This window comes from Bradyrhizobium nitroreducens, from assembly GCF_002776695.1.
Taxonomy (GTDB): Bacteria; Pseudomonadota; Alphaproteobacteria; order Rhizobiales; family Xanthobacteraceae; genus Bradyrhizobium; species Bradyrhizobium nitroreducens.
This window is the reverse complement of sequence record NZ_LFJC01000003.1, coordinates 1,399,969-1,425,364: the sequence shown is the minus strand read 5'-3', so window position 1 is coordinate 1,425,364 and position 25,396 is coordinate 1,399,969. Positions and strand designations below refer to the sequence as shown.

Below are 25,396 nucleotides of genomic sequence, written 5' to 3'. Positions count from 1 at the left end.
TCGCACCTCAGGATGACGGGGTAGGCAGTTTCGAATCCCGCCCCCACAATGCCGACACGATCGCATCCAGCCCATCCGTCAACGCCGCCGGCCCAGGCTGAAGGATGACCGGCGACTTGATCTCCACGATGCGATTGCCGCGCACGGCGGGGATATCGCCCCATCCATGGCGCGCGCAAATGCGGGCAGGGACGACTTTCTTGCCGCACCACATGAGGCGAGGATGACGTCGGGCGCGGCTTCGCGCACCGCCTCTGCCGCGACGATGCGGTCCTTGGCCGCCTGCTGGCGTCGCAGCTCGGCAAAGACATCCGTACCGCCGGCGATCTCGATCAATTCGGAGACCCAGCCGATCCCGGAGATCAAGGGATCGTCCCACTCCTCGAAATAGACCCTTGGCCGCGGCGAGGGGCGGGGCATTGCGGCAATCGCCGCCAGGCGCTGCTCCAGGCCTTGCGCGAGGCCCTCCGCGCGCTCCGTCGCACCAACCAGTGCGCCGAGCATGCGGATCATCGCAAGGATGCCGGCGACGTCGCGCTGGTTGAAAACGTGGACATCCACGCCAGCGCGCACGAGGTCGGCGACGATGTTGGCCTGAAGGTCGGAGAAGGCCAGCACCAGATCGGGTTCCAGCGCCAGGACCTTCGGAATGTCCGCCGAGACGAACGCGGAGACGCGCGGCTTCTCGCGCCGCACCTGCGGCGGTCGAACCGCATAGCCGGAGACGCCGACGACGCGGTCCTGCTCACCGAGCAGATACAGCGTCTCGACGGTCTCCTCGGTCAGGCAGATGATGCGGCGGGGCGGGAAATGGCGCATGGACCGAGCCTATGCACAATGTCCGCGCCGATGTCAGCCCGGCCATGACCTCGGACGTCATTGCCTTGCCGCGCGAAGCAATTCACGTTGAGGCAACAAGGAATTGGGAGGAGATCTGATGACGCCGCTGGAGAAACTTAAAGCGATGAAGATGCCGTTCGCCGAGCTCAAGGGCGTCGAGTTCATCGAGGCCGGGAAGGACCGCGTGGTGGCGCGGATGACGGTCCGGCCCGACCTCTGCACGCTGCATCACACCATCCATGGCGGCGCGGTGATGGCGCTGGCCGATTCCGTTGGCGCGGCCGCGACCGTGATCAACCTGCCTGAGGATGCCAAGGGCACCACCACACTGGAGAGCAAGACCAATTTCATCGGCGGGGCGAAGGAGGGAACCACGGTCATAGCCACCGCGACCCCGGTCCATCGGGGCCGGCGGACCCAGGTCTGGACCACCCGGCTGGAAACCGAGGACGGCAAGCTGGTGGCCGTGGTGACCCAGACCCAGTTGGTCCTGTAAGACTACGGAGCTTTGATTTTATTAACGAATTAGTCGCTCCCGATGCCGTTAAGTTAGGCAGGTTCCCGTCTTGAAAAATATGGTGCGATGCACAATATAGGGATCCTAGGGATTCGAACGCCTCCTCGAGGGACACCAAGAGGAGTTTTGACGTGGTACTTGAAGCGACCGTTCGCACCGCCCCTGGCTATGTGCGGACTTTGATCCAGCAGGAAGAATTGCCGCTCCTGCGTGATCACCTGCTGCGGCTCGATGCTGGAAGCCGGCACGACCGTTTCAACGGTTATCTCGACGACAGCTTCATCGAGCGTTACGCCGCCCGCTGCGCCGAGGACGGCACCGTGATCGTTGCCTATATTGTCGACGGCGTGGTCCGCGGTGCGGCCGAGCTGCATCCGCCGGAAGGCGAGGCCTTGCCTGAGGTCGCCTTCAGCGTGGAAGCCTCCGCGCGACGCCAGGGTGTCGGCACCGTGCTGTTCCGCCGCCTGATCGCGGAGGCCCGCTGGAAAGGCTACAAGCGGCTGCGCATCACAACGGGTGCGGAGAATCACGCGATGCGGGCGCTCGCCAGGAAGTTCGGGGCGCATCTGGCTTTCCGCCATGGCGAATCGACCGGTACGATCGATCTCGCCAGGACACCCGAAGCGGAGCTCGCCGATCTCGCGGCTTCGCCATTCGCGGCCGGTCGCGCGCTTCTCAGCCTCAACTCGACCTGCTGGAAGATCATCTCCAGCATGTACGACAATCGCGCCGCCTGACCTCAAAAAAGGCGGATGGAATCAAAAGAAGCGGACCGGCATCGCCGGTCCGCTTCTTTATTCCGCAGGTCGTGAAGTGAACGCTTTAGAGCGTTTTTCGAGCGAAGTGGACACCGGTTCGCGTGAAGAAAACGCGTCAGAACAAGAATATAGAGCTTCGGTTCTGATTCAATCAGAACCGAAAATGCTCTAGGTGCCGGTGCGCGTGCCGGTGCCGAAGCGGCGGACGACGCGGCGTTCGACCACGATGGAGCGCTGCGCGCCCTGTTCGCCGGCGATCACGCGCGTCGCAGTGATGCGGCTGTTGGTGCGCGCCTGCTTCTTCACCTCGGCCTGCACGACATCGAGCGGCATCCCCATCAAGGCTGCGGCGATCTCGGCCTGCTGCTCCTGATCGTCGGTGATGCCAATGGCGGCGAAGATCGCCTCGTCCAGGGTCGGCGGATCATGGCGGACGCGCCGCGTGCCATATTTGGTATTCCAGTCTGCGCTCATAACGGCCTCGTTTTGATGCCGGGATACCTAGTGCCGCGAATGTTGCATTGCAATATGAAATTGGTGTGGCATCTCAGCTATGCACCGGTCGGGTGTCATGGTAGCGACGCAACCCCGGAAGCGACCTCAACCCGCTGCTGTGGCCAGCGTTTCAGGGCCGCGTGTCCGGCTTCGGTGAGCCCGTAGACTCCCCGGTCGGCCCGTTCGAACCAGCCATACACATTGTTAAGCAAGATCTTGCCGGCATCAGGACAGCGCTCGCGCAAGTCGCGCACGCGCCGCGGTCCCTCAGCAAGCGCCGAGGCGCAGGCCAGCGCCTGCTGCCGATAGGCCGTCATGATCGGCGCGCGGGTGCTGCCGCCGAGCACGGGATCGCCTTGGCGGCGCTGATGCTCGGCGACGAGGCGCGAGCGCACCTTCGGCTCGCGGCGCGGCGCCGCCGTCGGCGGCTTCACCAGCACCTCGACCTGGCCGCGGTCGGTAACCCCAAGCATTCCGAAGCCGAGGCGGCGGCAGAGATTGCGATAGCGCGCATCGCTCTCGCGTCCCTTGCCCCGGATCGACATCTTCGCCGCGATCCAGACCTCGTCGGCTGCGGACGCGCGATCGACCGCCTGCAGGATCAGCTCGAGATTGAAGGCGAGCTTGAGTTCGCCGATCACCACGACCGGCGGATCGCCGGCGCTGAGGCCCACGAGATCGCAGCCGCCGATCTCGCCCTTGACCGTGAAGCCGAGCTCTTCGAGGAAGCGTTTGACGGGCAGGTAGAGCGCGGTTTCCACGGGGTATCCGATCGGAGAATCAGTTGCGGCAGTCTAGCCCGGATCGCATCTCGGCCTCTGCGCCATTTGCCGGGGAGAGAGCGGTGCGGCTATCCTGCAGCCGGACAGCCGGGCGCATTGCGAAGATGACGATCAGGAACGGGCTCTATCACATCCGCATCGAGATGCTGGATGCCGTGCAGGGCGGCAATCAGGGCGTGATGGTGCTGCGCGACGGCACCATGCGGGGCGGCGATTCATTCTTCTTCGCCTACGGCACCTACACCTCGGCCAACGGGAAGTGGAAGGGCGAGCTGACCAACGAGGAGCATTCGCCCTCATTCGACGAGCGCCCGGTGTGGGGCCGCAAGGTCGTGACCATCGGCTTCAGCGGCACTTACACCGACGAAACCGCGTATGGCGAGGGCATTGCGCTCGCCGGCAAGCAGAGCATCCGTTTCAAGGGCAATCTGCGGCTGCTGGTGCCGGATTGATTACACCCGTCCGGCTACCGGGATCAGCGCGCCGGTGACGCCGCTGGCGGCGTCGCTGGCGAGGAACAGGATGACCTCGGCGAGTTCCTGCGGCGTCACCCATTTGGAGAAGTCCGCCTTCGGCATGTCGGCGCGGTTGGCGCGGGTGTCGATGATCGACGGCAGCACTGCATTCACCGTGACCTTGCCTTTCCACTCGTTGGCCAGCGCCTCGGTGAGGCGATGCACGCCCGCTTTCGACGCCGCGTAGGGGCCCATGCCGGAGCCGGCCTGGAGCGCGCCCATCGCGCCGATATTGACGATGCGGCCAGCGCTGGACGCTGCGAGATGCGGCAGCGCCGCGCGCGAGGTGTTGAGCGCGGTCAGGACGTTGAGCGCGTGCATGCGCTGCCAGGTCTTGGTGTCGCCGTCGCCGACCGTCTCGAACGCAAAGCCGCCGGCGATGTTGATCAGCGCATCGAGTTTGCCGAAATGTCTTTCCGCCGCGTCGATCGCGGTCTTTGCCTGGGCCGCGTCGGACAGATCGACGCCGCCGATTTCGATGCGCTCGGGCGTCGCCGACAGTTGCGAAGGCGCGTGGTCGATGCCGGCGACGCGTGCGCCGCGCGACTGCGCGATTTCGGCAACCACTTTGCCAAGCGCGCCGAGCGCGCCGGTGATGACCAGGATCTTACCTTGCATTGTCGATCTCCCGGCGCTGCGGCCTACGATTCCAGATAGCGCGCCTTCAGCGCGGCCCGCTCGGTCACGCCGAGCTTGAGCCCGTCGCGAAGATAAGTTTCGAGATCGCCGTATTCATGGCCGATCGCCTCGAAAGCCGCGGCAAGATACGAGGCCTCGACGCTGCCGATGGCGTTGCGAACGTCCTCCGGCAGGTCGATGGCAGCCGTCGCATCGCGCCTGTAGTGCTGGTTGGTCAAGAGGTAGTCCTCGGCGATGACGTCATCGGGTACGCCGAGCGCATGCAGGATCAGCGCGCTGGCAAAGCCGGTACGGTCCTTGCCCGCGGTGCAATGGATCACCAGCGGTGCGCGGTCTTCCAGCAGATGGCCGAACAGGTTGCGAAAGCTGTGCGTGTTGTGGCGGACATAGTTGCGGTAGGACTCGCGCATGAGCTCGAGGGCGGCCGCCGCGGTCAGCGTGCCCTCCGCGAGTTCGGCGCGCAGCGCGGCGACCACGGTCGGTTCGATCGGCAGCGGATGCACCGTGATCTCGTCTACGACGCAGATGCCGGCCGCGCGCTCCTCAATCCCGCGGAAATCGAATGCGCTTCTGATGCCCAGCGCACGGACGATCTCGACGTCGGCAGCGGTGAGCTGGCCGAGATGGTTGGAGCGGAAGATGTGCCGCCAACGTGTGGTGCGGCCATCGGCGGTCGGATAGCCGCCGAGATCGCGAAAGTTGCTGGCGCCCTGCAAGGCGAGGTGGCGGGCAGGGGAGTCCTTGAGGGAGGAGTCTTGCATGGGATCAGCTTGGGTTATGGTTCCAGCGGGCGCACGGCGGGCGTCCTTGAGGTCTATTACAGGGGGCGATCATGGACCGGCACAAGGCCATTGTTTTGGCGATCACCATGCTGTCGGGCGGAATTTTCGGTGTGACGCAGGCCGATGCGCAGAACTTCCGGACCTATCGCTGCGCCGATGGTACGCAGTTCATCGTTGGATTTTATGACGCCGACAAGCGGGCCTTTCTCCAGATCGACGGCGAGCCGGTCACGCTCGCCAAGCGGCTGTCGGTCTCCGGGGCGCGCTATTCGGGGGCCGGGGTCACGCTGAAAATTCCCAGAACGGGGCCCACCACGGTGAAGCACCTGGGGCGGCCGGTCACGACCTGCGCGGTGATCGAAAGGCCCGGAATCTAGCCGCGGGGCAGCAGGAATCAAAAAGGGTCGAAACACCGTTGTTTCGACCCTTTCTCAACTGTCGCCATGCGCTTGCGCGAGCGCGGCGATGTCAAACCAAGCCCTGGCATCAGCGATCCCATTTCGGCTTGGCCTCGTCGACAGCGTCCTGGTGATACCAGCTCTCGCTGCAGATCGAGACGTTCGCAGGAAGCGAGCCGTGATCGGCAGGAAGGCGGGTCTCGCCATAGCGGCGTCCGGCGAGAGCTGCGCGGCCCCCGACCGGAAACTGATAGATCGTTGCCGATCCGTGACTCAGACCATTGTTCATCATTACGATTCTCCTTGGTCGAAGCGCCTTAGCCTCCATGGTGCGCCCGACTCGTTCGATTGTGGTTACCGGAATCCCCATATCGGCCGCGGCTCCCGAATTGGAAAGTGCTGAAAAGGAGATCAGTTGCCGCCCAATTTATGAGCAGTCGAAGGTATGCATCCCCTAAGGCACGCTCTCGGTGACCAACGCTTGGGCCATTCCAAAGGTTGCTGCGTAGGGGTGGGAGACTTTGCGAATATTGCCAGCGGTTGATGCGTGTTTCATCGGCAACTTCCAGCGCTGCGTTGTCTGCATCAGAAACGGGCGATTTTTCCGGGGTTTTCGCGCTGCAGCTTCACGTGAAGGTGCGCGGCTATGACGCAGACCACCGGGCCCGACTCTTCGCGGCGGAAGGCCCCCGGACAGCGGTGGAAAACCCTCCGCACTGCGGCCTTTTGGCACGCAAAATGCTTGTAGGGGGCCGGCCGATGATGGCCGGGTACAAACGTGCGGGGCTCTCAACCCCACCTTTCGCATCATCTACAGAGAGGCTCAATGACCAAGTATAAGCTCGAGTACATCTGGCTCGACGGATATACGCCGACTCCGAACTTGCGCGGCAAAACTCAGATCAAGGAATTCGCGTCGTTCCCGACGCTCGAGCAGCTTCCGCTCTGGGGCTTCGATGGCTCCTCCACCCAGCAGGCCGAAGGCCACAGCTCCGATTGCGTGCTGAAGCCGGTCGCCGTCTTCCCGGATGGCGCGCGCACCAACGGCGTGCTCGTGATGTGCGAAGTCATGATGCCCGATGGCAAGACCCCGCATCCGTCGAACAAGCGCGCCACCATCCTCGACGACGCCGGCGCCTGGTTCGGCTTCGAGCAGGAGTACTTCTTCTACAAGGACGGCCGTCCGCTCGGATTCCCCGAATACGGCTATCCCGCGCCGCAGGGCCCGTACTACACCGGCGTCGGCTACAAGTTCGTCGGCGACGTCGCCCGCAAGATCGTCGAAGAGCATCTCGACCTCTGCCTCGCGGCCGGCATCAACCACGAAGGCATCAACGCGGAAGTCGCGAAGGGCCAGTGGGAATTCCAGATCTTCGGCAAGGGCTCCAAGAAGGCCGCTGACGAAATGTGGATGGCCCGCTACCTGATGCTGCGCCTGACCGAGAAGTACGGCATCGACATCGAGTTCCACTGCAAGCCGCTCGGCGACACCGACTGGAATGGCTCGGGCATGCACGCCAACTTCTCCACCGAGTACATGCGCACCGTCGGCGGCAAGGAGTATTTCGAAGCGCTGATGGCCGCCTTCGACAAGAACCTGATGGACCACATCGCCGTCTACGGCCCGGACAACGACAAGCGTCTGACCGGCAAGCACGAGACCGCGCCGTGGAACAAGTTCAGCTACGGCGTTGCCGATCGCGGCGCCTCGATCCGCGTTCCGCACTCCTTCGTCAACAACGGCTACAAGGGCTATCTGGAAGACCGCCGTCCGAACTCGCAGGGCGACCCATACCAGATCGCTTCGCAGATCCTGAAGACGATTGCGTCCGTGCCGACCGAGAAGAAGGCGGTCGCCTAAGATCCTCCCGGCCCGGGCTGGGGGGCTGGCCCGGGTTGGCTTTCAATCCGCCGGAGCTGAAAGGCTCCGGCGGATTTTTTGCATCTGGATGACGCCGTTCCTGTGGTCATGCGATGCCTAGGCCGTGCGATACTTGTCCTTCGCACTGGAAAGCGGGATAGAGTGCGCGCGGATGCGCGCAGGGGCCGGGGACGCGGCTGGTGTTTGAGGGCTTCTACAAGGTTCGATTTCAGCTCGGCGACGTCGTCGGCCGCAGCGTGATGCATGCGGGCAATGGCAAGATGCTCGGCGGCAATTCGGCCTTCGCCCATATCGGCACTTACGAGAAGACCGATAGCGGCGTCGACGTGGTGATCAGCACCGTCCGCCACAATCCCGATCCGAATTATCGCGCCATGGCGGGCACCGACGATGCCACCTTGCTCGCCAGGGGCTGGGCCGACGGCGATCTCTTCCGCTTCAAGGGCGAATTGAAGGAGCTGCCGGGCGTTCCGTTCCAGTCGGTGATGACACCGATCACGGACGACGAGGCGCCGACCTTCGGCGGCATGAGCGAAGGGGGCATCGCCGACGGGCTCTACTCCATCCATCTGCGGATGCTCGATGGTCTCGACGGCAGTCTCACCGGCGTGATGCTGCTCAACCAGGGCCGCATCCTCGGCGGCGATGCCGCGTTCTACTATCTCGGCAGCTACATCGCCACGAACGGCCGCTGGAAGGGCCAGATCCTCAACCAGGAACATACGCCGGCCAAGGACGATCCGATCTTCGGCGGCCACGAGGTCGGCATCGGCTTCTCCGGCAGCTACGACGCGGAACAGGCGGTGCTGGAGGCAACCGCGCTCGCCGGCAAGCGCAGCCTGCGCCTGACCGCCGCGCTCAAGCTGATGCACCGTGCCTGATCGCGACGGGAAGGACCCATGGAAAAGATCCGCATGCTTTCGACGCTCGGCCTGATGGGCGCGATGCGCAGCCTGGCCTCCGCCTTCGAGGCCGAAACAGGCATCCATGTCGACGCCGACTTCGCGCCGACCCTGGCGCTGCTCAAGCGCCTGCGCGCCGGCGAGGCTGCCGATCTCGTCATCCTCACCCGCGAGGGGCTCGACGACATGATCGGCGAAGGCCGGGTGCTCGCCGATGGCGCGGCCGATCTGGCGCGGTCCTATGTCGGCATCGCCGTGCGGGCAGGGCAGGGGCATCCCGACATCGGCAGCGAAGCGGCGCTGCGCACGACGCTGCTCGCGTCGCGGTCTGTCGCCTATTCGCGGCTGGGCGCGAGCGGCGTCTACTTCGCCCAGTTGATCGCGCGGATGGGGATCGCAGCCGAGATCAACGCCAAGGCCACCGTCGTCGAGCAGGGCTTTACGGCCGAGCGGCTTGTGACCGGCGAGGCCGATCTCGCCGTGCAGCAGCTCAGCGAGCTGAAGCAGGTCGAAGGCATCGAGGTGGTCGGACCGATCCCGCACGAGCTGCAAACGCCGGCGGTGTTCTCCGCCGGCTGCATGGCAGATGCAAAACATGCCGAGGCCGCGGAGCGGCTGTTGCGTTATCTGGCATCGCCGGAGGTCGCCCCGGCCTTGCGCCAATCGGGACTGGAGCCCTAGATATGCCGGAGCGGGAAGGCAACGTCGTGTCCATGCGGATTTGTCTGCTTACCATCCTGCTCGCGCTCGCCGCGCCCTCGGGCGCGCTTGCGCAATCGGCTGATCTCGTGCTGTGCGACCGTGTGGCGGCCGATCCCAGCGATCCCGACAAGCCGGCTGACGTGCGGGGCGTCAGCGAGATCGCATCCTCCGACGTCGCGACTGCGATCAAGTTCTGCAGGCAGGCCGCGCCGTCCTCGCGGCGCGCGATGTTCGCGCTCGGTCGCGCCTTTGCGGCCAACCGGCAAACAAGCGAGGCGATCGCCGCCTGGCGCAAAGCGGCCGACAAGGGATCGAGCGCGGCCATGGTCGAGCTCGGCGTCGCCTACGGGACCGGCTCGGGCGTTACCAAGGACGAAGCCCAGGCGCGAAAGCTGTTCGAGAAGGCGGCGCAGGCCGGCAACCCCCGCGGCGTCAGCAATCTCGCCGCGCTCGGCGGCGCTGGCGGCGCCGCACCGGCCGATCCCGCGCAGGCGCGCGCGCTGCTCGGCAAGGCTGCCGAAACCAATCCGGAGGCGCAGTACCAGCTCGGCCTGATGCTGTCCGAAGGCACGGGCGGCGCGAAGGACGACGTTGCGGCGCGTGCGCTGTTCGAGAAGGCGGCCGCACAAAACCATCCCGGCGCGCTGGAGCGGATGGGGGCCTTCGCGCAGGAAGGCCGCGGCGGGCCGAAGGACAAGGACGCCGCGAAAGCCTATTACGAGCGCGCCGCCGCGCTCGGCGATGAGGACGCCAAGAAGGCGCTGGAGCGACTGCGCTGCCCTTACGCGATCAAGGACAAGCAGGGCAAGCTCGTCACCACGCTGTGCTTCTGAACGGAGCCGGGACCCGACGGAACCCGGCTCGCGCGTGCGCCGTTGATGCCCGATCACAGCGGAGCGCAATCATGATCCGTAAACTGGCCTCGGGCGAATACCGCCTCTATTCACGCAAGGTGAACCCCAAGACCGGCAAGCGTCGCAACCTCGGGACCTTCAAGAGCCGTGCGGCGGCCGAGAAGCACGAGCGCGAGGTGCAGTATTTCAAGCGTCACTGACGCGCGCGCAGGGTCCTTCGCGACCGGCCAGGCAAAAAGTGCGAAAACAACCCCATGCACAGTAGCCAAGTGCTTGAAATCGCTTGGTCGCTGAAATCGCCTGTCGATCGAACCCGCTCGTTATCTGGCGAAATGTCTTGCCTCGTCGGGCAAAACAGGAACGTAAGGTCGCCGGAGATCGCGCAACGGCCCTGCGCGGAAAAAGCGGATGGTCGCGATGTGGCGGCAATGCTAGGTAGCCGGCGGTTCTTTTCCGATTTTGCGGGCTCATTGCGTTGCTGGATGGACTCTACAAGGTTGAATACGGCGTCAACGATGCGTTCGGGCGCAGCATCATGTGCCTGCATGATGGCAAGATGCTGGGCGGCAATTCGGGCTTCGCGCATCTCGGCACCTATGCCGAGCGTGACGGCGAGATCGTCGCCGAGGTGATCACCGAGCGGCACAACCTCGATCCCAGCTACAAGCCGCTGATGGGCGCCGACGTCGCCAGGATCGGTGCGCGAGGACGGCTGATCGGCGATCAGATCCGTCTCCAGGGCGGCGCGGACACCATGCCGGGCGCCAATTTCTGGGCCAATCTCACAAGGCTCGATGACGGCGCGCTGCCACTGCGCGGCACGATCGGGCAAGGCGGCATCGCCAACGGGCTCTACGGGATGAGCCTGCGCGCGCTCGACGGCGTCGATGCCGGCCTCTCCGGCGTGGTGCTCTTGATCGACGGCCGCATCCTCGGGGGCGATGCCTTCTTCTATTATCTCGGCTCCTATTCCTCGGCGGACGGCCGCTGGAAGGGCGAGATGCTGAACCAGGAGCACACGCCCGCGAAGGGCGAAAACCCCGTGTTCGGCGGCTACGAGGTCGGGATCGGCTTCTCCGGGACATGCACGGAAGACAGCGGCGAGCTCGAAGGCATCGCGCTCGCCGGCAAGCGCAGCCTGCGCCTGGCGGCTTCGCTCAGGCTGATGCGAAGGGCGTAGGGCAGCTGATAATTTCGTCGCGCCTGCTGTCGCGAGACGACGTTGATGGCGTGCATCCGGATGCTGGTCTAGGGCCAGAACCGGCCATTCCACGATGACTCCCTTCGACGTTTGGCGGTGCTTCCTTCTCACGGCAGGTACGGACGGAGCGCCTGCAGCGCGTCGGCGCTACGGGTAGGATGCGTCATGACCGCCTTCCCGGAAGCGATCTGCAACAACGATCTTCGCTCCGAGGCCAATCGTCTGCTAACGTCCCCCTTGGGCCGTAGCAGGTCAATCTTGGAAACAAGGAGAAGATGAGCCTATGGTGAGCTTACTTCTCAAGGTCGTGTACAGCGCGCTGCTTCTGGGAATCGTCGGAGTTGCTGCGCGCGAACTCTGGACCGTGTGGCTCGACACACGGGTCTATATCGGCACCTTCGATGTCGTGTCCGAGTCCGGGAAGGACGATGGTGCGAGCCAGGCGTTTTCTCAGCGGATCGTCGCGGCCCAGACGATCCTTTCGCAACAGGTGATCGACTATCAGTCCCGCCGCAGCGGCGACACTCCGAGCGACCCGACCTATGTGATTCCGGGAATGCCCGCGTTAAACCTGCCACCCGAGGCGCTGGCTGGTGTCGACATCACCGTTCAGAACATCAATGTGCGTCAGATCCTGACAGCGGTTCGGCGTGGCTTTCTCGAGCCAAATGAAGTAAGCGGCCGCGTGACTCAGCGTCCGGGGTCGTTTCTTGCGGCAGTCGAATGGCCGCAAGCGCCGAGACCCGCTGGCGGCGCCCCCGCTCTCACGAAATTTCTTGTACCCAGCCGAGCGTCTGCTCAGGAAGAAGCCGCCTATATCGCCTGTTCGATTTCGTGGGCGCGAGCGGCGAGCAGCGATGCAAAATTCGCGGCCATTCCCCGCACCCAGTTCTGCGACTTCGCTGCCGCCCTGACCGACCTCTACGCCCTCGAGGACGCCGCCTCGACGCCGGATGGGCTGGACGAAAAGGGCCTCCAGGTCGTCCGCAAGCACGCGGCAACACTGCGTTCGCATTATGAGGACAACCATGTCTTGCCGGGAATCTATCGCCTTCGCGCCGATCTGCTGGAGCTTCTTCCTGAAAGAAAGCGGACCCAAGACGAATTGATCGAGGCGCAGGAGGCACGGGTTCGCTACGCCATGTTGAGCTCGGAATTGCAGGGCCTGCCGGAGGAAGAGAAGCGCATGGCGGCCCTTGCCATCGCGCGGCCCGCTATTCTGCTCGACAATGGCAAACTCAAGAACCCGCCAGAGAATTGGGCCGGTGTGCTGAAGCGCCATATTGTTGAGATTGGCGCTGCAGCCGAGTCCACTGGGTTGATTTTGGACTCCGCTGGAAACCCCACTGGCACAGGATTCATCGTGGCGCCCGGCGTCATGATGACAACGTCCTACATCCACAATGCGGTTCGTACGTCAAAGACGCAGCCATCGACGCCCGCGAAGTCGCCCAGACTTTGCCTCGGACAGAGCGCGGCCAATTGCGTCACATCGCTTGAGCTCGGGGATGTCATTTACCCGAAGGAAGCAGCCGATTCACCTCTCGTGCTGATAGAGCTCCACGGTCATGATCAGGTTCTCCACCCCCCGCTGAGCGTTGCCGATGCGCTGCCCGCGCCGAACGAAGTCGTCGGGAGCTATGTCCATGTGATCGGCTATCCTGTCCGTGACCCACGTATGCCGGAAGAGTTCATCAAGCGTCTCCTCAAGGAGAGTGATGGACAGAGGAGGCTGATGCCCGGGCGGGTCCTCGCAGTAGGTTCTTCCATGTGGATATATCCGGCCGGAGACACGACGGTCCTCACGACCGACATCAGCACGACCAGCGGCGCGGGCGGCGGTCCTCTCATCGATCTGAAGAGTGGAAAAGTCATCGGGGTTGCTCACTCCGGCGTCTGGAAAGGGGATCGCGGCAAGTTCGCCTATTCGGTGCCCCTCCCACGCGCGGCCATTGACATCATCAACCAGCGAACGCGCGGAACGCAAGACAGCCAGGCTCTTCCGGCAAAGCAATCCAACAACTGAGGCTCTGCGATCGGGGCGCGGTCTGCGCGTTGAGGCCTCGCTCAAGCCGATAGATCGCGCCTGGGACCTGTGCTGACAATGAAGGGGGCGTGGCGCCTTCTGGTCAGGACGGCGGCGGGTCCCGACCGACTTACACACGCCGGCCGCAAACGCTGCGGTCCAGCGGCTTGGAAACGCCGATACGGGCAATCCGAGGAAGTGACGATCATCACGCGTCGGGTTTGCGGGCGGAGGGGTGGTTTACCGTGCCGGTAGCTCGCCAGCCGACATTAAGGCCGTCGAGGTTCACCCTTGAGCTGAGGGATGATGGGGGAATTAGCACGCGCTGGGGCTGGATCCCGGCGTGACCCGGGCTTCCCCTGGCCGCCTGTATGCCCTAATGACGCTGCAACGCAACATTCCCCCAAAGACCTCATGATCCGCCTCGACAACGTCAGCAAGCAAGCCGGCCACCAGATCCTGTTCATCGAAGCCTCGGCGGCTCTCAACAAGGGCGAGAAGATCGGCCTCGTCGGTCCGAACGGCGCCGGCAAGACCACGCTGTTCCGGATGATTGCCGGTGAGGAACTGCCCGACGAGGGCCAGGTCTCGACCGATCGCGGCATCACCATCGGCTATTTCAACCAGGATGTCGGCGAGATGTCCGGCCGCAGCGCCGTGGCCGAGGTGATGAACGGCGCCGGCCCCGTCAGCGAGGTCGCGGCCGAGCTGCGGCAGCTCGAAGCCGACATGGCCGACCCCGACAAGGCCGACCAGATGGACGAGATCATCGCGCGCTACGGCGAGGTGCAGCATGCCTTCGAGGAGCTCGACGGCTATGCACTGGACGGCCGGGCGCGGGAGGCGCTGTCGGGCCTCGGCTTCAGCCAGGAGATGATGGACGGCGACGTCGGCAAGCTCTCCGGCGGCTGGAAGATGCGCGTGGCGCTGGCGCGCATTCTCCTGATGCGGCCCGACGTGATGCTGCTCGACGAGCCGAGCAACCATCTCGATCTCGAAAGCCTGATCTGGCTGGAGAAGTTCCTGCACGACTACGAAGGCACGCTGCTGATGACCTCGCATGACCGCGAGTTCATCAACCGCGTCATCTCCAAGGTGATCGAGATCGATAGCGGCTCGCTGACGACCTACAGCGGCGATTACGAGTTCTACGAGCAGCAGCGCGCGCAGAACGAGAAGCAGCAGCAGGCGCAGTTCGAGCGCCAGCAGGCCATGCTCGCCAAGGAGATCAAGTTCATCGAGCGCTTCAAGGCGCGCGCCTCGCATGCGGCCCAGGTGCAGAGCCGGGTGAAGAAGCTCGACAAGATCGAGCGGGTCGAGCCGCCGCGGCGGCGCCAGAGCGTGGCATTCGATTTTCCGCCGGCGCCGCGCTCGGGCGAGGATGTCGTGGCGCTCAAGAGCGTCCACAAGGGTTACGGCAGCAAGCGGATCTATGACGGGCTCGATTTCATGATCCGTCGCCGGGAGCGCTGGGCGGTGATGGGCGTCAACGGCGCCGGCAAATCGACGCTGCTCAAGCTCGTTGCGGGCGCGAGCGAGCCGGACCAGGGCACGGTGGCGGTCGGCGGCAGCGTCAAGATGGGCTATTTCGCCCAGCACGCGATGGACCTGCTCGACGGCGAGCAGACGGTGTTCCAGTCGCTCGAATACGCGTTTCCAACCGCGGGGCAGGGGTCCCTGCGCGCGCTTGCGGGCTGCTTCGGCTTCTCCGGCGACGACGTCGAGAAGCGCTGCCGCGTACTGTCGGGCGGCGAAAAGGCTCGCCTCGTGATGGCCAAGATGCTGTTCGACCCGCCGAATTTTTTGGTGCTGGACGAGCCGACCAACCATCTCGATCTCGCCACCAAGGAAATGCTGATCACGGCGCTGTCGGATTTCGAGGGCACCATGCTGTTCGTCTCGCACGACCGGCATTTCCTGGCGACGCTCTCCAACCGCGTGCTGGAGCTGACGCCGGAAGGTATCCACCAGTTCGGCGGCGGCTACACGGAATATGTCGCGCGCACGGGGCAGGAAGCGCCCGGGCTGCGGAGCTAGTCTTTGCCCTTGCCCGCGATCTCGGCGATGGCCTCGATCTCGTTGGTCCAGATTCCGCCGGAATACCCTTGCGGCAACCGCGCGAGCAATTCGGGCGTATCAATGCCGGTGGAGAATTCACCGCCGCTGTAGGGACCAAGCACGAAAACCGCGCTGTTGGCGTCGGCCATCCGATTGAGGAAGCGGTCGGGCCAGCCCCATAGCCAGGGGGCGACGTTGATCGGCACCAGCACCATCGCGTTGTTGCAGGCGGCCGGGACCAGACCGGTCCAGCCATAGCCGATATAGCCGATCAGGCAGCTTCGGATGGCCGCGCGCGAGATCGTGCGGACGTCAGGGGTGAGGCGACGGACCATGTCGACCGGTTCGTCGCCGCCATAGACCATGATGGCATGGCGCCGCGCGGCCGGCAGTGCGTTCAGCACGGCGGCGAGCTTCTGGCCTTCGCCCGCGTCGCGACTCTTCACGTTGACGAGGAGTTGCCTGTCCGGGAAAGCGGCGAGCACTTCGGGCAACGTCGGCATCATTCCGACGGCCTTGCCGCGAAACGGGAACGTCTTCCCGCCGTCGGCGGTGTAGCCGTAACCGATGTCTAGCGTTTTCAGCTTCGCCATGCTCTGCTCGCGGGTGACGCCATGGCCATCGGTGCGGCAGTCGACCGTCCAGTCGTGGAACACGGCGAACTCGCCGTCGGTGGTCGGGTGCACGTCGAGTTCGACCATGTCGGCGCCGGCCTCGAAGCTGGCGCGCATCGAGCGCAGTGTGTTCTCAAGATAATCGTGGCTCGGTGGCAACATCCGAGCGGCGGTGCAGGTGTCGTTCTTCAGGTCGCGCTCGTCGAAGCGTTGCGCTATGCCGCGATGGGCCAGCAGCACCGGCTTGCCGCCCCGATGCGGCGCCAGAAGACTGGTATTGTTGATGTAGATTCCGGCCGCGACGGCAATCGTGATGGCCGCGCCAAATCTTAGTTTCCTGCCCACCAGCCATTCCTCATTCCGAGATCATCTTCTTCCGCGTTTGAGGTTGATTTGCGGCGCTTCGGGTCTGGGAGGTCGATGCGTCGAACGACTTGAAGGCCCTGATCGTGTTCGCTACGCTTTCGCAAAAAAAAAGGGAGCGAAACCATGAAGCAACTCCGGATCGGCGACATCACCATCGATGCGGTGATCGAGCGGGAAGGGCCGTGGCGGCGGCCGCAGGATTTCTTCCCGGCCTATGACGACGCGGTCTTCAAACATCATTTGCCGACGATGGAGCCGGAGGTGTTCGACGCCGCGCGCGGCATGATGGTGATCACCTATCAGACCTTCGTGGTGCGTACGCCGCGTTACACCATTCTGGTGGATACCTGCACCGGTGAGGACAAGGGCCATCCGCCGCCGTTCGACTTTCCTGGCAAGGAGCGCTGGCGCAACGAATTGTTCGCGCTCGGAATCTCTTTCGAGCAGATCGACTACGTGTTCTGCACCCATCTGCATATCGACCACACCGGCTGGAATACGACCCTGCGCGACGGCCGCTGGGTGCCGACCTTCCCCAACGCAAAATACGTCTTCCACAAGGGCGAGTACGCGGCCTGGGAGGCCGAGCACGCCAAGGGCAACAATCCGCCGGGCACCGTGTTTCGCGACAATTGCCTGCCAATCGTCGAGGCGGGGCAGGCGCTGCTCGTGGACGACGATTACGCGCTCGACGACACGGTGACGCTGACGCCGACGCCGGGGCATTCGCCCTGCCATTGTTGCGTGAACATTTTCTCGAAGGGCCAGCGCGCGGTGGTCGCGGGTGATCTCATGCATCACCAGATCCAGTGCCGCGAGCCTGACTGGTCGGCGCGGCCGGACTGGGATCCGAAGCAGTCGGCGGTGTCGCGGCGGAAGTTCTTTGCGTCGGTGGCAGACACGGACACGCTGATCCTGCCGATCCACTTTCCGGCGCCGACGGCGGGAAGGATCCGGCCGTGGGAGGGGGCGTTCGACTATCGGTTCAAACGGGAGTGAATCTCACCGTTATGGCCGGGCTTGTCCCGGCATCCACGATCTTTCGCGCGGTACCAAGAACGTGGATGCCCGGGACGAGCCCGGGCATGACGCATTCGCGGAACGATGATCGCCAAGCTGCAACGAACTCGCTGCAATCAGGCGCCGACTTCGCACTTCTTCATGAAGCTGTTCTTGGCAGCGCCGGCGAGCGGCTTGCCATCGGCGCTGACGGCTTTGGGGGTGCAGGCATCGGCCTTGCACTTCTTCAGGAACGAGGTTTTGGCTGCGCCGGCCAGCGGCTTGCCGTCCTTGCCGACCGCCTTGCTCTCGCAGGTGTCCTCCGCGAAGGCCGAACCTGCAGCAAAGGTGGCAACGATCGCAGCCAGGAAAATCCGCTTCATCATGGGTGTCTCCGTAAACCAGAAATGGCGGGGGAGATTGGAGCCGGGAATCGTGGCGCAATCAAGCTGGATGAGGCCGTTGGGCCCGACCGCGTGGCGTTTTTTGCGGTGGACGTTCGGCCCTCCCGCGGTCTGTTGCACTGCTCGCTGACCCCGGCGGGCAACCCTGCTAGGCTTGGCCAGCTTAGCTGGACGGAGCATCGTCATGGACGCCGTAACCCCGAAGCACCCGGAAGCCGCCGATCAGCATTCTCACCTGGTCCGGCCTCAAGATATGGAATGGCAGACCACGCGCTTTCCGGGGTGCGAGGCCAAGACGCTGCTGTTCGATCGCCGCACGGGTCTGATGACCGCCCTGATGCGGTTTGCGCCGGGATCGGTGCTCCCCGACCACGAGCATGTCGGCATCGAGCAGAGCTGGGTCATCGAGGGCGCGCTGGTCGACAAGGAGGGGCCGGCCAAGGGGATCGCCTGCAAGGCCGGCGAGTTCATCTGGCGCGAGGCCGGCAGTCGGCACGCCGCCTGGTGTCCTGACGGGGCGCTGATCCTGGCGATCTTCCAGGTGCCGAACAAGTTCTTTGAAGCCGACGGTCGCGTCGTCGACGCCGCCGGCCATGATTGGGACGAAACCTGGGGGCACACAGGCGCGCAACAGGCGCGGAGCGCCTGATCGTCCTCAAGCGCCTCGCATCAGCAGGGCCCGGAAATCGGCCCGCGCGCGCTGCGCCTCCGCGCGCGCGACGTCCGAGGCGTCGCCCATGCCGAAATAGCCGTGGATCAGCCCGGGGCCCTCATGGTGCTTGACCCGCACGCCGGCCTCCTCCAGCGCCCGTGCGTAGGCCGCGCCCTCGTCGCGCAGGGGATCGAACCAGGCGGTGGTCACGATCGCCGGTGCAAGGCCTGCCAGCGAGGCAGCCCGTAGCGGCGAGACGCGCCAGTCCAAGGCATGGCCGGGATCGGCGAGATAATGGCCGCAAAACCATTCCATCGTGGCACGCGTCAGGAAGTAGCCGTCGGCATTCTCGGCGCGCGAAGGATAGCGCGCGTTCTCGCGCGCATCGGCGTAAGCGCCGAGGACGTCGGTGACGGGATAGACCAGCAATTGAGCGGCGAGCTTGATGCCGGCATCGCGGCAGGCGATCGCTGTGGTCGCGGCGAGATTGCCGCCTGCGCTGTCGCCGGCAACGCCGAGGCGTCTTGCATCGCCGCCAAATTCCGCGACACGGGTGAATACGTCGCTCACCGCTGCGAACGCGTCCTCGAAGGCGCCGGGAAAGCGCGTCTCGGGCGGCCGGCGATAATCGACGGAGACGACGACGGCACCGGTCTCGATCGCGAGATTGCGCGCCTGTCTGTCGTGGGTCTCGAGGTCGCCCGCAACCCAGCCGCCGCCATGGAAGAACACCACGGTCGGGGCGGGTGTCGTGCCGATCCGATAGACGCGCGCAGGAAGCGGGCCGGCGCCGCCTTTCACGTTGATGTCGGTGACGCTGTCGACGGGCGGCGGCGGGATGGCGGCGCGCGCGGCAGCCAGTGCGCGCAAGGAATCGCGGGCGCTCTGTGGCGTCATCACCGTGGGATCGCGCATCGGCATGAGCGGAATGATCTGGGCGATGACGGGATCGAGTGGCGCGGCCATGGCAGGTCCTCCAGGGTTCTTGGTCTTGCTTGCGGGTTAGCATAGATTTTGCGCGCCGCATCGGCAACCGGCGTCGTGTCGTTGCGCCGGCGGATGAACGGGCAGGGAGGTTCTTGAGGTGGAATTCGAAACGCTGGTCCAGTCGCGCCGCAGCGTGCGTGGCTTCAAGAAGGAGCCGGTGCCGCGCAAGGTGATCGAGGCGATCATCGACAGCGCCAAGCGTGCGCCGTCGTCGATGAACACCCAGCCCTGGCACGTCCACGTGCTCACTGGCACGCCGCTCGAAGAGGTCCGCCGCCGCAACATGGAAGAGATGATCGGCGGGGCCAAGGTCAAGCGCGACATCGTCAGCCACGGCGAATACCAGGGCGTGCACCGTACGCGGCAGGTCGACATCGCCAAGAAGCTGTTCGGCGCGATGGGGATCGCGCGGGACGACAAGCCGATGCGGCAGGACTGGGTGCTGCGCGGCTTCCGCCAGTTCGACGCGCCGGTGTCGCTGGTGTTGACCTACGACCGCGTGCTCGATCCCGGTGCGGTCTGTCATTTCGATCTCGGTGCGCTCTGCTACGGTATCGTGCTCGCAGCGTGGGATCGCGGTCTCGGCTCCGTCATCAACGGGCAGGGCATCATGCGCTCGGACATCGTGCGCGAAGTCGCGAAGATTCCAGAAGACGAAGTCATCATGACCTGCGTTGCGATGGGGTATCCCGACGACGGCTTCGCCGCGAACGCGGTGCGATCGGATCGCGAGCACAATGACGAGTTCGTGCGTTTCGTCGGCTTCGCCGATTGATACACGCACATGCGTCCATGACCTGCGTTGGACGTGTGGAAGCGCGCTCTTGCATCGCTCTGATTCCTTGCGATGCAAGAATTTGATCCAGATCAAGCGCGCCGACGTGATCGGTATCATGAACCCGTAGGACCAGGCGGCGCCGTAGTCCTACGGTGCTGATCCGCCGCACAAACGCAGCGATGCGGCGGGGTTCCTAACCGAATGGCAATTTCGAATCCGTAGTTCAATCCTCTGAGACGTCGCCCGCGTCGAACAAGGATATTGCCATGCTCTCGTTCTTTTCCCAGGCAAGTCATAAGCAAGCATCGCCCTCGATCGTTCCGGACGTTCCTGACGAGACGCCGGCCTCCCGCGAGCCTTGCGCGATCCGCGTGCTGGAGAGCGATGACCGGCTGCAGAATATTTCCGAGAGCGACTTCGTCGTTGCGGGGGCGCGCGCGCCGCTCGCCCTCGCGTTCATCTCGCCGCATTGCGACTTCGCGCGCGTGGTGTCGTCGCTGCAGAGGCTGGCGGGTTCGACGCCGGTGATCGCGATGTCGACCGCGGGCGAATTGTGCTCGGCGGGCCAAGCGCTCTACAAGGCGACGGGCGCAAGCTGGTCGTCGGTCGTCGTGCAGATCTTCCCCGCCGATCTCTTTCAGTCGATCAGCATCCACAGCGTTCGCCTCCACAACGAGGACATTCGCAAGGGAGAGCCGTCCAAGGCCCATGATGCGCGTATCGAGGCGGTCGCCCGGGAGCTCGGAACGATCCGCACGCCCTTCGTGATCGACGTACGCGACACCATCGCCTTCGCGCTCGTGGACGGCGTCTCCGCCTCGGAGAACTATTTCATGGAGGCCGTGTACAGGAGAGGCAAGTTTCCGTGCGCCTTCGTCGGAGGCTCTGCCGGCGGCAAGCTCGACTTCAAGAACACCTATCTCTACGACGGCAGGCAGATTCTCGAAAATCATGCCCTCATCGCCTTCATGAAGCTGGCGCCGGGCCGCGCGTACAGCATCTTCAAGACCCAGAACTTCAAGAAGACCGGCAAGTCCTTCGTCGTCATGGGGGCCGACCCGAATCGGCGCACCGCCTCGGGCGTCCTGGAGGCGGGCGAGATCAGGCCGTTGGCGTTTGCGGTCGCGAAGGCGCTGAACACGACGCCGGCGAATTTGATGTCGATGATGACGAAGCACTCCTTCGGCATCGAGGTCGGCGGCGACCTGTTCGTGCGCTCGGTCGCCGGCATCGATGCGCAGACCGGCGTCATCTCGTTCTTCTGCGACGTCAATTCGGGCGACAGGCTCGAACTGCTGGAAGCGACGGATTTCGTCGACCAGACGCGGCGCGACCTCGCAGCCTTCCTGCGCGACAAGCCGCCGGCGCTCGGCGCGATCCTGAACGACTGTATCCTGCGCCGCCTCAACAACGAGAGCCAGCTCCGCAACATGGGCGGGATGTGGCCGATGCCGGTCGCGGGATTTTCGACCTTCGGTGAGCTGTTCGGAATCAACATCAACCAGACGCTGACGGCGATCGTGTTCTTCGACGTCAGTGAAATGCCGTTGAACGATCCGTTCATCGAGCTGTTCCCGATCCACTATGCGCATTTCGTCGAGTATTTCACGCGCACCCATCTCAACCGCATGGTGCTGCTGAACCAGATCAAGGACGGCATCGTCCAGCGCCTGACGGAGTATCTGAGCGCGACTGCCACGCTGAGCGGGAAGGTGGAGGGCGCGTTGCAGCAGACCGCGTCGATCAACGCGATCGTGGAGGAGATCCGTTCGGTCATCATGGCGAGCGCGCAATCGGCGGCGAAGGCGACCGACACCACGGCATTGTCGCAGGAATTCGCCGGCCTCGCTCAGGCCATGAACGGGCTGCGCGACATCCTCAAGATCATCGACACGATCGCGGGCCAGACCAACCTGCTCGCGCTCAACGCGACGATCGAGTCGGCGCGCGCCGGCGAAGCGGGACGCGGCTTCTCGGTGGTGGCGACCGAGGTGAAGAAGCTCGCGCAGGACACCAGGAGCAGCCTCACGCGCACCCATGCGTCGATCGGAGGCATGGAAACCTCGATCGAGTCGCTTGGCGCCAATATCAACGATACCCGGGGCCAGCTGATCCGGACCCAGGAAGGCTACAACAGCATCGTGACCCAGATCGAGGACATGTTCAAGAATCTTCAGATGATCAATACCGTGCTGTCGGACCTCGAAAGCTTCGTGCGCGACCGCAACGGGGCATTGACGAGCGCGATGAACGACATCGCGACGTTGAAGCGGATCGGCTAGGACGCAGAATCTGCCCCGGCGCAAAATTCGGTGACGACCATTCAGTTGGCTCTTGCAATCTCATCGCGCTAGCAGGAACAATATGCCTCGTGAGAGGTTTGTTGCTGGCGCGAGGGAATTGACATGCGGCGGCTGGCTAGCCTGGTTCGGCGGTTCTTCGGCCCGCGGCTGCGGCGCCCGATCGATAGTGACCCATCTCTTCCTTTCACACCCGAGGAGTTCGGCCGGCTGATTCGCAGCGGCCGGCATGAGGACATGAAGCTGCTGGCCGAAGGGCTGGCCTGCCGGTCCATCCCGCGCCGCGCCAGCCATCGCGCCACGCATTAGGAGGCATGCGAGACCGGTCTGTCCCGCTCACCGCGTGAGCGCGACCTGCTTGAATGAATGGACCAGAGCCTTTTCCAGCTTGCCATTCATCCCGCACAAAACGTCGTAAGCCTCCGCACGCGGCATGGTCGGCTTGTAGTGCCGGTGCTCGATCAACGCCGCGAAGATGTCCGAGATGGTCAGAATCCGCACGATGTCGCCAATGCTCTCGGCACAGAGAGCATCGGGATAGCCGCTGCCGTCGAGATACTCGTGATGATGCCGAACGGCATCGAGGATTTCCGGCGAAATGTGGTCGTGCCCCTTCAAGAACTCGTAGCCTGCGGCCGGATGGGTCTCAATCAGGGCGCGTTCCTCCGCATCGAGCCGGCCCGGCTTGTCGAGGATGGCGAGCGGGATCCGTGCCTTGCCGACGTCGTGGAACATGGCAGCCGAATAGAGACGCTCCAGATCGGTGCTCCCCACACCGAGACTCAAGCCGAAGTCGATGACGACGCCGGTCACGAGCAGGCAGTGCTGGTAAGTTCCCTCGTGGTGGCGCCGTACCGTCGTCAGCCATTCCGAAAGGCCTCGCTCGGTGATGCGATCGGCGATCTGGCGGCCGACTGCCTTGGTGCCGTCGACGTCGAGGGGCTGACCAAGGGTGACCGCCGTAAACATCGAGGCGATCGCGGTTGCCGCGGCCTCCACCGCGTTGTCGGACCTTGCAGGCCCGCTCGATGAGACGGAAGACGGATCCGCCGGATCGGACAGGGCCGCCAGCAGTCTGGACCGGTCGATCGTACCGGGCAGAACGAGAGTCGCCCCGAGCGCGTAGGCTTGCGAGATACTTACGTGAGAGCTGTGTTCGAGCAGAAATATTCGCTTCCCTGCCTTGGCGAGATGGCCAGCCCGTTTCTTGATGGCCGCGATATTGTCGATATCGCGAAGGTCCGCGCGGATCACGATGGCGGAGGGCACCCGCGACAGCTTGGCTTCGGCATCCAGCCGTTCTCCCGCGACGGCGAAGCGCTCCTCGAGCATCGAGCAGACGCCGGCCAGCTTGTCGGATGTCTCGGCGAGAACGTGCACGAACGAACGCGCCGGTTGCTTCTCGCTGTTGCCGGCCGGGTTCGCGGGGCGGAGCATGGTTCGCGTGTTCTGCACGGCTTGACCTGCGATGTCCTGGCTTACGGGATGAATTGTCGGCCAGGCTAGCCTGGAGCGGTTTGGGTCTTTGCTTGCGGTGCGCTCACCGGCTTCTTCTTGCCATCGGCTGTGACGAAGTGAACGCCGGCCGTGGTGCCGTCGATCCAGACCAACTCGCAGCGCCGATAGGCGAGTCCGGTCGACGACAGCACCAGGAAGAATTCCTTGGCCTGCAGCACGTCCAGCGTGCCCTCGACCTCAACCTTCGCACCCGTCTGCGACACGTCGAGCAGGACGCAGCTTCGCCGCCATGTGCCGTCCGAGCCCATCAGATTGACGGGCTGGCGGTGGTCCATCTTCACGCGAGACGCCTTGCGACCATCGAACTTCATCGGTTGCCCCCTGACTTTGCGGTGCGAAGTGCCGGATCACCCGTACCTGCACGTGCAGCGATTTCCCCCCATCGCACCGTCCATTGGCTGGTCGACAAGAGCAGTGTCTCGAAAAGGTGTTGCGCGCGCTTGCGCTGAGCATAGGAAAGCCTGATCCCGCTCCGGTTGCTCAGGACGGCGAGCGTGGTCTGCCAGTTCAGCCGCGAAGCCCGACAGGCCATGACGATGCCTTCGCAATCCTCGTCGGTCATGACGCGCTCGACGATCTCGATGGGCGCCCCCGAAAGCACCGACAACGCGGTGAACAGATTGGCGGTCTCGCCGCGGATCGCGAAGCGGTTCACCGTGGAATCGTTCAGCTTGCCGATCCGGTTGAGCGCGACGATCTCCGGTCGTGCGCTTGCATAGGCGGCAGGACCGGGCAGTTCGGGCATCTGGGACGCCTGTTGAGAAGGCGGGACGGGGGGGGAAGTCGGCTCGGCGCCTACGTTGGGGGGCGGCGAGGCCGAGAGCAACTTCCGCAGCACCGGGTCGGGCGTGCCCGGTCTAAGCGCCAGCGCCTTCGTGAGTTCGTCATCGCTCGCGCATGTCTCCAGCAGCGCGACGTAAGCGGCATCGGAGAACCGTGCCCCTGCATTGCTGATCAGTGCAAGGTGGATGGTGCGGCCGCCGCGCCTGATGAGCGTCTCGGTCAATGGCGATTCAATGCATGCGCGGGTGGCGATCGCGAGTTGCTGCCGTTCGCCGCCTGAAATCGCGATTGTTTCGAGATCGGACGTGGACAGGGCCTGCGATTTGACCAGAACGGGGCAAGCCACGGCGGGGTCGTCGTTGGAGGCGAGACGTCGCAACGTCGCCGGCGGAGCCACCTTGAGTTCGGCAAGCGCCACGCCGAGCTGAACCAATGCACGGGCGTCGACCCGCTCCGTCAATCGCAGCAGAATGCCGTCGACCACATTGGCCAGCAATTCCTGAGACCGGTCGCTGCTGCCTGTGAGCAGCTGCAAAATGCCGTCGAGGATGCGGGCGCAACGGTCCTGCGGACACGCCGCGACCGCATCCTCCAGCTCGACCATAATATTGGCAGGCGAATTTGCCGTCATTGGCAGGAGCCTG

Annotated in this window: 28 protein-coding genes and 1 pseudogene; 17 read left to right on the top strand and 12 right to left on the bottom strand. The window is 64.3% G+C overall.

What is annotated here, in order from left to right:
* Positions 1-7: 7 nt before the first annotated feature.
* Positions 8-819: pseudogene (locus tag TSA1_RS07220) on the bottom strand (cobalamin-binding protein).
* A 118-nt stretch (positions 820-937) separates the two neighbouring features.
* Between TSA1_RS07220 and TSA1_RS07215 the strand changes: the two are divergent.
* Together TSA1_RS07215 and TSA1_RS07210 are read left to right on the top strand one after the other, a co-directional pair.
* Complete coding sequence (locus tag TSA1_RS07215; RefSeq protein ID WP_100175747.1) at positions 938-1,336, top strand: PaaI family thioesterase; 399 nt, start codon at positions 938-940, stop codon at positions 1,334-1,336.
* Between the two features lie 152 nt (positions 1,337-1,488).
* A complete protein-coding gene (locus TSA1_RS07210; protein ID WP_100175746.1) occupies positions 1,489-2,094 on the top strand; it encodes a GNAT family N-acetyltransferase in 606 nt (201 codons plus the stop codon).
* Positions 2,095-2,283: 189 nt separating this feature from the next.
* Here TSA1_RS07210 and TSA1_RS07205 read toward each other — a convergent pair whose 3' ends face one another.
* Positions 2,284-2,589 carry a hypothetical protein gene (locus TSA1_RS07205; protein WP_100175745.1) on the bottom strand — a complete coding sequence of 102 codons (306 nt, stop codon included), beginning with the start codon at positions 2,587-2,589 and terminating at the stop codon, positions 2,284-2,286.
* Between the two features lie 95 nt (positions 2,590-2,684).
* Positions 2,685-3,371 carry a DUF2161 domain-containing phosphodiesterase gene (locus TSA1_RS07200; protein ID WP_100175744.1) on the bottom strand — a complete coding sequence of 229 codons (687 nt, stop codon included), beginning with the start codon at positions 3,369-3,371 and terminating at the stop codon, positions 2,685-2,687.
* A gap of 125 nt (positions 3,372-3,496) precedes the next feature.
* On the opposite strand from TSA1_RS07200, the gene TSA1_RS07195 reads away from it, so the two are divergent.
* On the top strand, positions 3,497-3,844 hold the full coding sequence (locus tag TSA1_RS07195) for a GrlR family regulatory protein (RefSeq protein ID WP_100175743.1): 348 nt from the start codon (positions 3,497-3,499) through the stop codon (positions 3,842-3,844).
* Here TSA1_RS07195 and TSA1_RS07190 read toward each other — a convergent pair whose 3' ends face one another.
* Positions 3,845-4,525 carry an SDR family oxidoreductase gene (locus TSA1_RS07190; protein ID WP_100175742.1) on the bottom strand — a complete coding sequence of 227 codons (681 nt, stop codon included), beginning with the start codon at positions 4,523-4,525 and terminating at the stop codon, positions 3,845-3,847.
* Between the two features lie 23 nt (positions 4,526-4,548).
* Complete coding sequence (locus TSA1_RS07185) at positions 4,549-5,307, bottom strand: tyrosine-protein phosphatase (RefSeq protein WP_100175741.1); 759 nt, start codon at positions 5,305-5,307, stop codon at positions 4,549-4,551.
* Positions 5,308-5,378: 71 nt separating this feature from the next.
* On the opposite strand from TSA1_RS07185, the gene TSA1_RS07180 reads away from it, so the two are divergent.
* Positions 5,379-5,705 (top strand): MliC family protein, encoded by a 327-nt coding sequence (locus TSA1_RS07180; protein WP_100175740.1) that lies wholly within the window; start codon positions 5,379-5,381, stop codon positions 5,703-5,705.
* Positions 5,706-5,814: 109 nt separating this feature from the next.
* On the opposite strand, the gene TSA1_RS07175 is transcribed toward TSA1_RS07180, so the two are convergent.
* Entirely contained in the window at positions 5,815-6,018 is a 204-nt protein-coding gene (locus TSA1_RS07175; RefSeq protein WP_100175739.1) for a DUF2735 domain-containing protein, read from the bottom strand.
* A gap of 534 nt (positions 6,019-6,552) precedes the next feature.
* On the opposite strand from TSA1_RS07175, the gene TSA1_RS07165 reads away from it, so the two are divergent.
* The 8 genes from TSA1_RS07165 to TSA1_RS07130 all read left to right on the top strand — a co-directional run bounded on the left by TSA1_RS07165 (position 6,553) and on the right by TSA1_RS07130 (position 15,330).
* On the top strand, positions 6,553-7,587 hold the full coding sequence (locus TSA1_RS07165) for a glutamine synthetase beta-grasp domain-containing protein (protein WP_100175738.1): 1,035 nt from the start codon (positions 6,553-6,555) through the stop codon (positions 7,585-7,587).
* 200 nt (positions 7,588-7,787) lie between these two features.
* Complete coding sequence (locus TSA1_RS07160; protein WP_100175737.1) at positions 7,788-8,489, top strand: GrlR family regulatory protein; 702 nt, start codon at positions 7,788-7,790, stop codon at positions 8,487-8,489.
* Positions 8,490-8,507: 18 nt separating this feature from the next.
* Positions 8,508-9,191 carry a substrate-binding domain-containing protein gene (locus tag TSA1_RS07155; RefSeq protein ID WP_100175736.1) on the top strand — a complete coding sequence of 228 codons (684 nt, stop codon included), beginning with the start codon at positions 8,508-8,510 and terminating at the stop codon, positions 9,189-9,191.
* A 32-nt stretch (positions 9,192-9,223) separates the two neighbouring features.
* Positions 9,224-10,045, top strand: coding sequence for a tetratricopeptide repeat protein (locus TSA1_RS07150; protein ID WP_100181013.1), 822 nt, complete (start codon positions 9,224-9,226; stop codon positions 10,043-10,045).
* Positions 10,046-10,116: 71 nt separating this feature from the next.
* Positions 10,117-10,266: a hypothetical protein gene (locus TSA1_RS07145; protein ID WP_007609497.1), complete on the top strand. Its 150-nt coding sequence runs from the start codon at positions 10,117-10,119 to the stop codon at positions 10,264-10,266.
* A gap of 275 nt (positions 10,267-10,541) precedes the next feature.
* Positions 10,542-11,246 (top strand): hypothetical protein, encoded by a 705-nt coding sequence (locus tag TSA1_RS07140; RefSeq protein WP_100175735.1) that lies wholly within the window; start codon positions 10,542-10,544, stop codon positions 11,244-11,246.
* Positions 11,247-11,550: 304 nt separating this feature from the next.
* Complete coding sequence (locus TSA1_RS07135) at positions 11,551-13,293, top strand: S1 family peptidase (RefSeq protein ID WP_100175734.1); 1,743 nt, start codon at positions 11,551-11,553, stop codon at positions 13,291-13,293.
* A gap of 414 nt (positions 13,294-13,707) precedes the next feature.
* Positions 13,708-15,330 carry an ABC-F family ATP-binding cassette domain-containing protein gene (locus TSA1_RS07130; protein ID WP_100175733.1) on the top strand — a complete coding sequence of 541 codons (1,623 nt, stop codon included), beginning with the start codon at positions 13,708-13,710 and terminating at the stop codon, positions 15,328-15,330.
* On the opposite strand, the gene TSA1_RS07125 is transcribed toward TSA1_RS07130, so the two are convergent.
* Entirely contained in the window at positions 15,327-16,310 is a 984-nt protein-coding gene (locus TSA1_RS07125) for a glycerophosphodiester phosphodiesterase family protein (protein ID WP_100175732.1), read from the bottom strand. The genes TSA1_RS07130 and TSA1_RS07125 overlap by 4 nt on opposite strands.
* Positions 16,311-16,454: 144 nt before the next feature.
* On the opposite strand from TSA1_RS07125, the gene TSA1_RS07120 reads away from it, so the two are divergent.
* Entirely contained in the window at positions 16,455-17,330 is an 876-nt protein-coding gene (locus TSA1_RS07120; RefSeq protein ID WP_100175731.1) for an MBL fold metallo-hydrolase, read from the top strand.
* Positions 17,331-17,467: 137 nt separating this feature from the next.
* Here TSA1_RS07120 and TSA1_RS07115 read toward each other — a convergent pair whose 3' ends face one another.
* Complete coding sequence (locus TSA1_RS07115; RefSeq protein ID WP_100175730.1) at positions 17,468-17,716, bottom strand: hypothetical protein; 249 nt, start codon at positions 17,714-17,716, stop codon at positions 17,468-17,470.
* Positions 17,717-17,918: 202 nt separating this feature from the next.
* Between TSA1_RS07115 and TSA1_RS07110 the strand changes: the two genes are divergently transcribed.
* A complete protein-coding gene (locus TSA1_RS07110; RefSeq protein ID WP_100175729.1) occupies positions 17,919-18,383 on the top strand; it encodes a cupin domain-containing protein in 465 nt (154 codons plus the stop codon).
* Between the two features lie 6 nt (positions 18,384-18,389).
* Here the strand turns inward: TSA1_RS07110 and TSA1_RS07105 are convergent, their stop codons facing one another.
* Positions 18,390-19,352, bottom strand: a complete 963-nt coding sequence (locus TSA1_RS07105) for an alpha/beta hydrolase (protein ID WP_100175728.1) — start codon at positions 19,350-19,352, stop codon at positions 18,390-18,392.
* Between the two features lie 118 nt (positions 19,353-19,470).
* On the opposite strand from TSA1_RS07105, the gene TSA1_RS07100 reads away from it, so the two are divergent.
* The 3 genes from TSA1_RS07100 (at position 19,471) to TSA1_RS07090 (ending at position 22,760) form a co-directional block, all read left to right on the top strand.
* Positions 19,471-20,148 (top strand): nitroreductase, encoded by a 678-nt coding sequence (locus TSA1_RS07100; RefSeq protein ID WP_100175727.1) that lies wholly within the window; start codon positions 19,471-19,473, stop codon positions 20,146-20,148.
* Between the two features lie 269 nt (positions 20,149-20,417).
* Positions 20,418-22,433 (top strand): FIST N-terminal domain-containing protein, encoded by a 2,016-nt coding sequence (locus tag TSA1_RS07095; protein WP_100175726.1) that lies wholly within the window; start codon positions 20,418-20,420, stop codon positions 22,431-22,433.
* Positions 22,434-22,556: 123 nt separating this feature from the next.
* Positions 22,557-22,760, top strand: coding sequence for a hypothetical protein (locus TSA1_RS07090; RefSeq protein ID WP_100175725.1), 204 nt, complete (start codon positions 22,557-22,559; stop codon positions 22,758-22,760).
* Between the two features lie 27 nt (positions 22,761-22,787).
* Here the strand turns inward: TSA1_RS07090 and TSA1_RS07085 are convergent, their stop codons facing one another.
* From TSA1_RS07085 to TSA1_RS07075, 3 genes are all read right to left on the bottom strand, one after another.
* Positions 22,788-23,888: an HD-GYP domain-containing protein gene (locus TSA1_RS07085; RefSeq protein WP_100181012.1), complete on the bottom strand. Its 1,101-nt coding sequence runs from the start codon at positions 23,886-23,888 to the stop codon at positions 22,788-22,790.
* 65 nt (positions 23,889-23,953) lie between these two features.
* A complete protein-coding gene (locus tag TSA1_RS07080; RefSeq protein WP_028136749.1) occupies positions 23,954-24,280 on the bottom strand; it encodes a PilZ domain-containing protein in 327 nt (108 codons plus the stop codon).
* Positions 24,277-25,383, bottom strand: coding sequence for a DUF2336 domain-containing protein (locus TSA1_RS07075; RefSeq protein ID WP_100175724.1), 1,107 nt, complete (start codon positions 25,381-25,383; stop codon positions 24,277-24,279). The genes TSA1_RS07080 and TSA1_RS07075 overlap by 4 nt, the downstream gene beginning before the upstream one ends.
* Positions 25,384-25,396 lie beyond the last annotated feature (13 nt).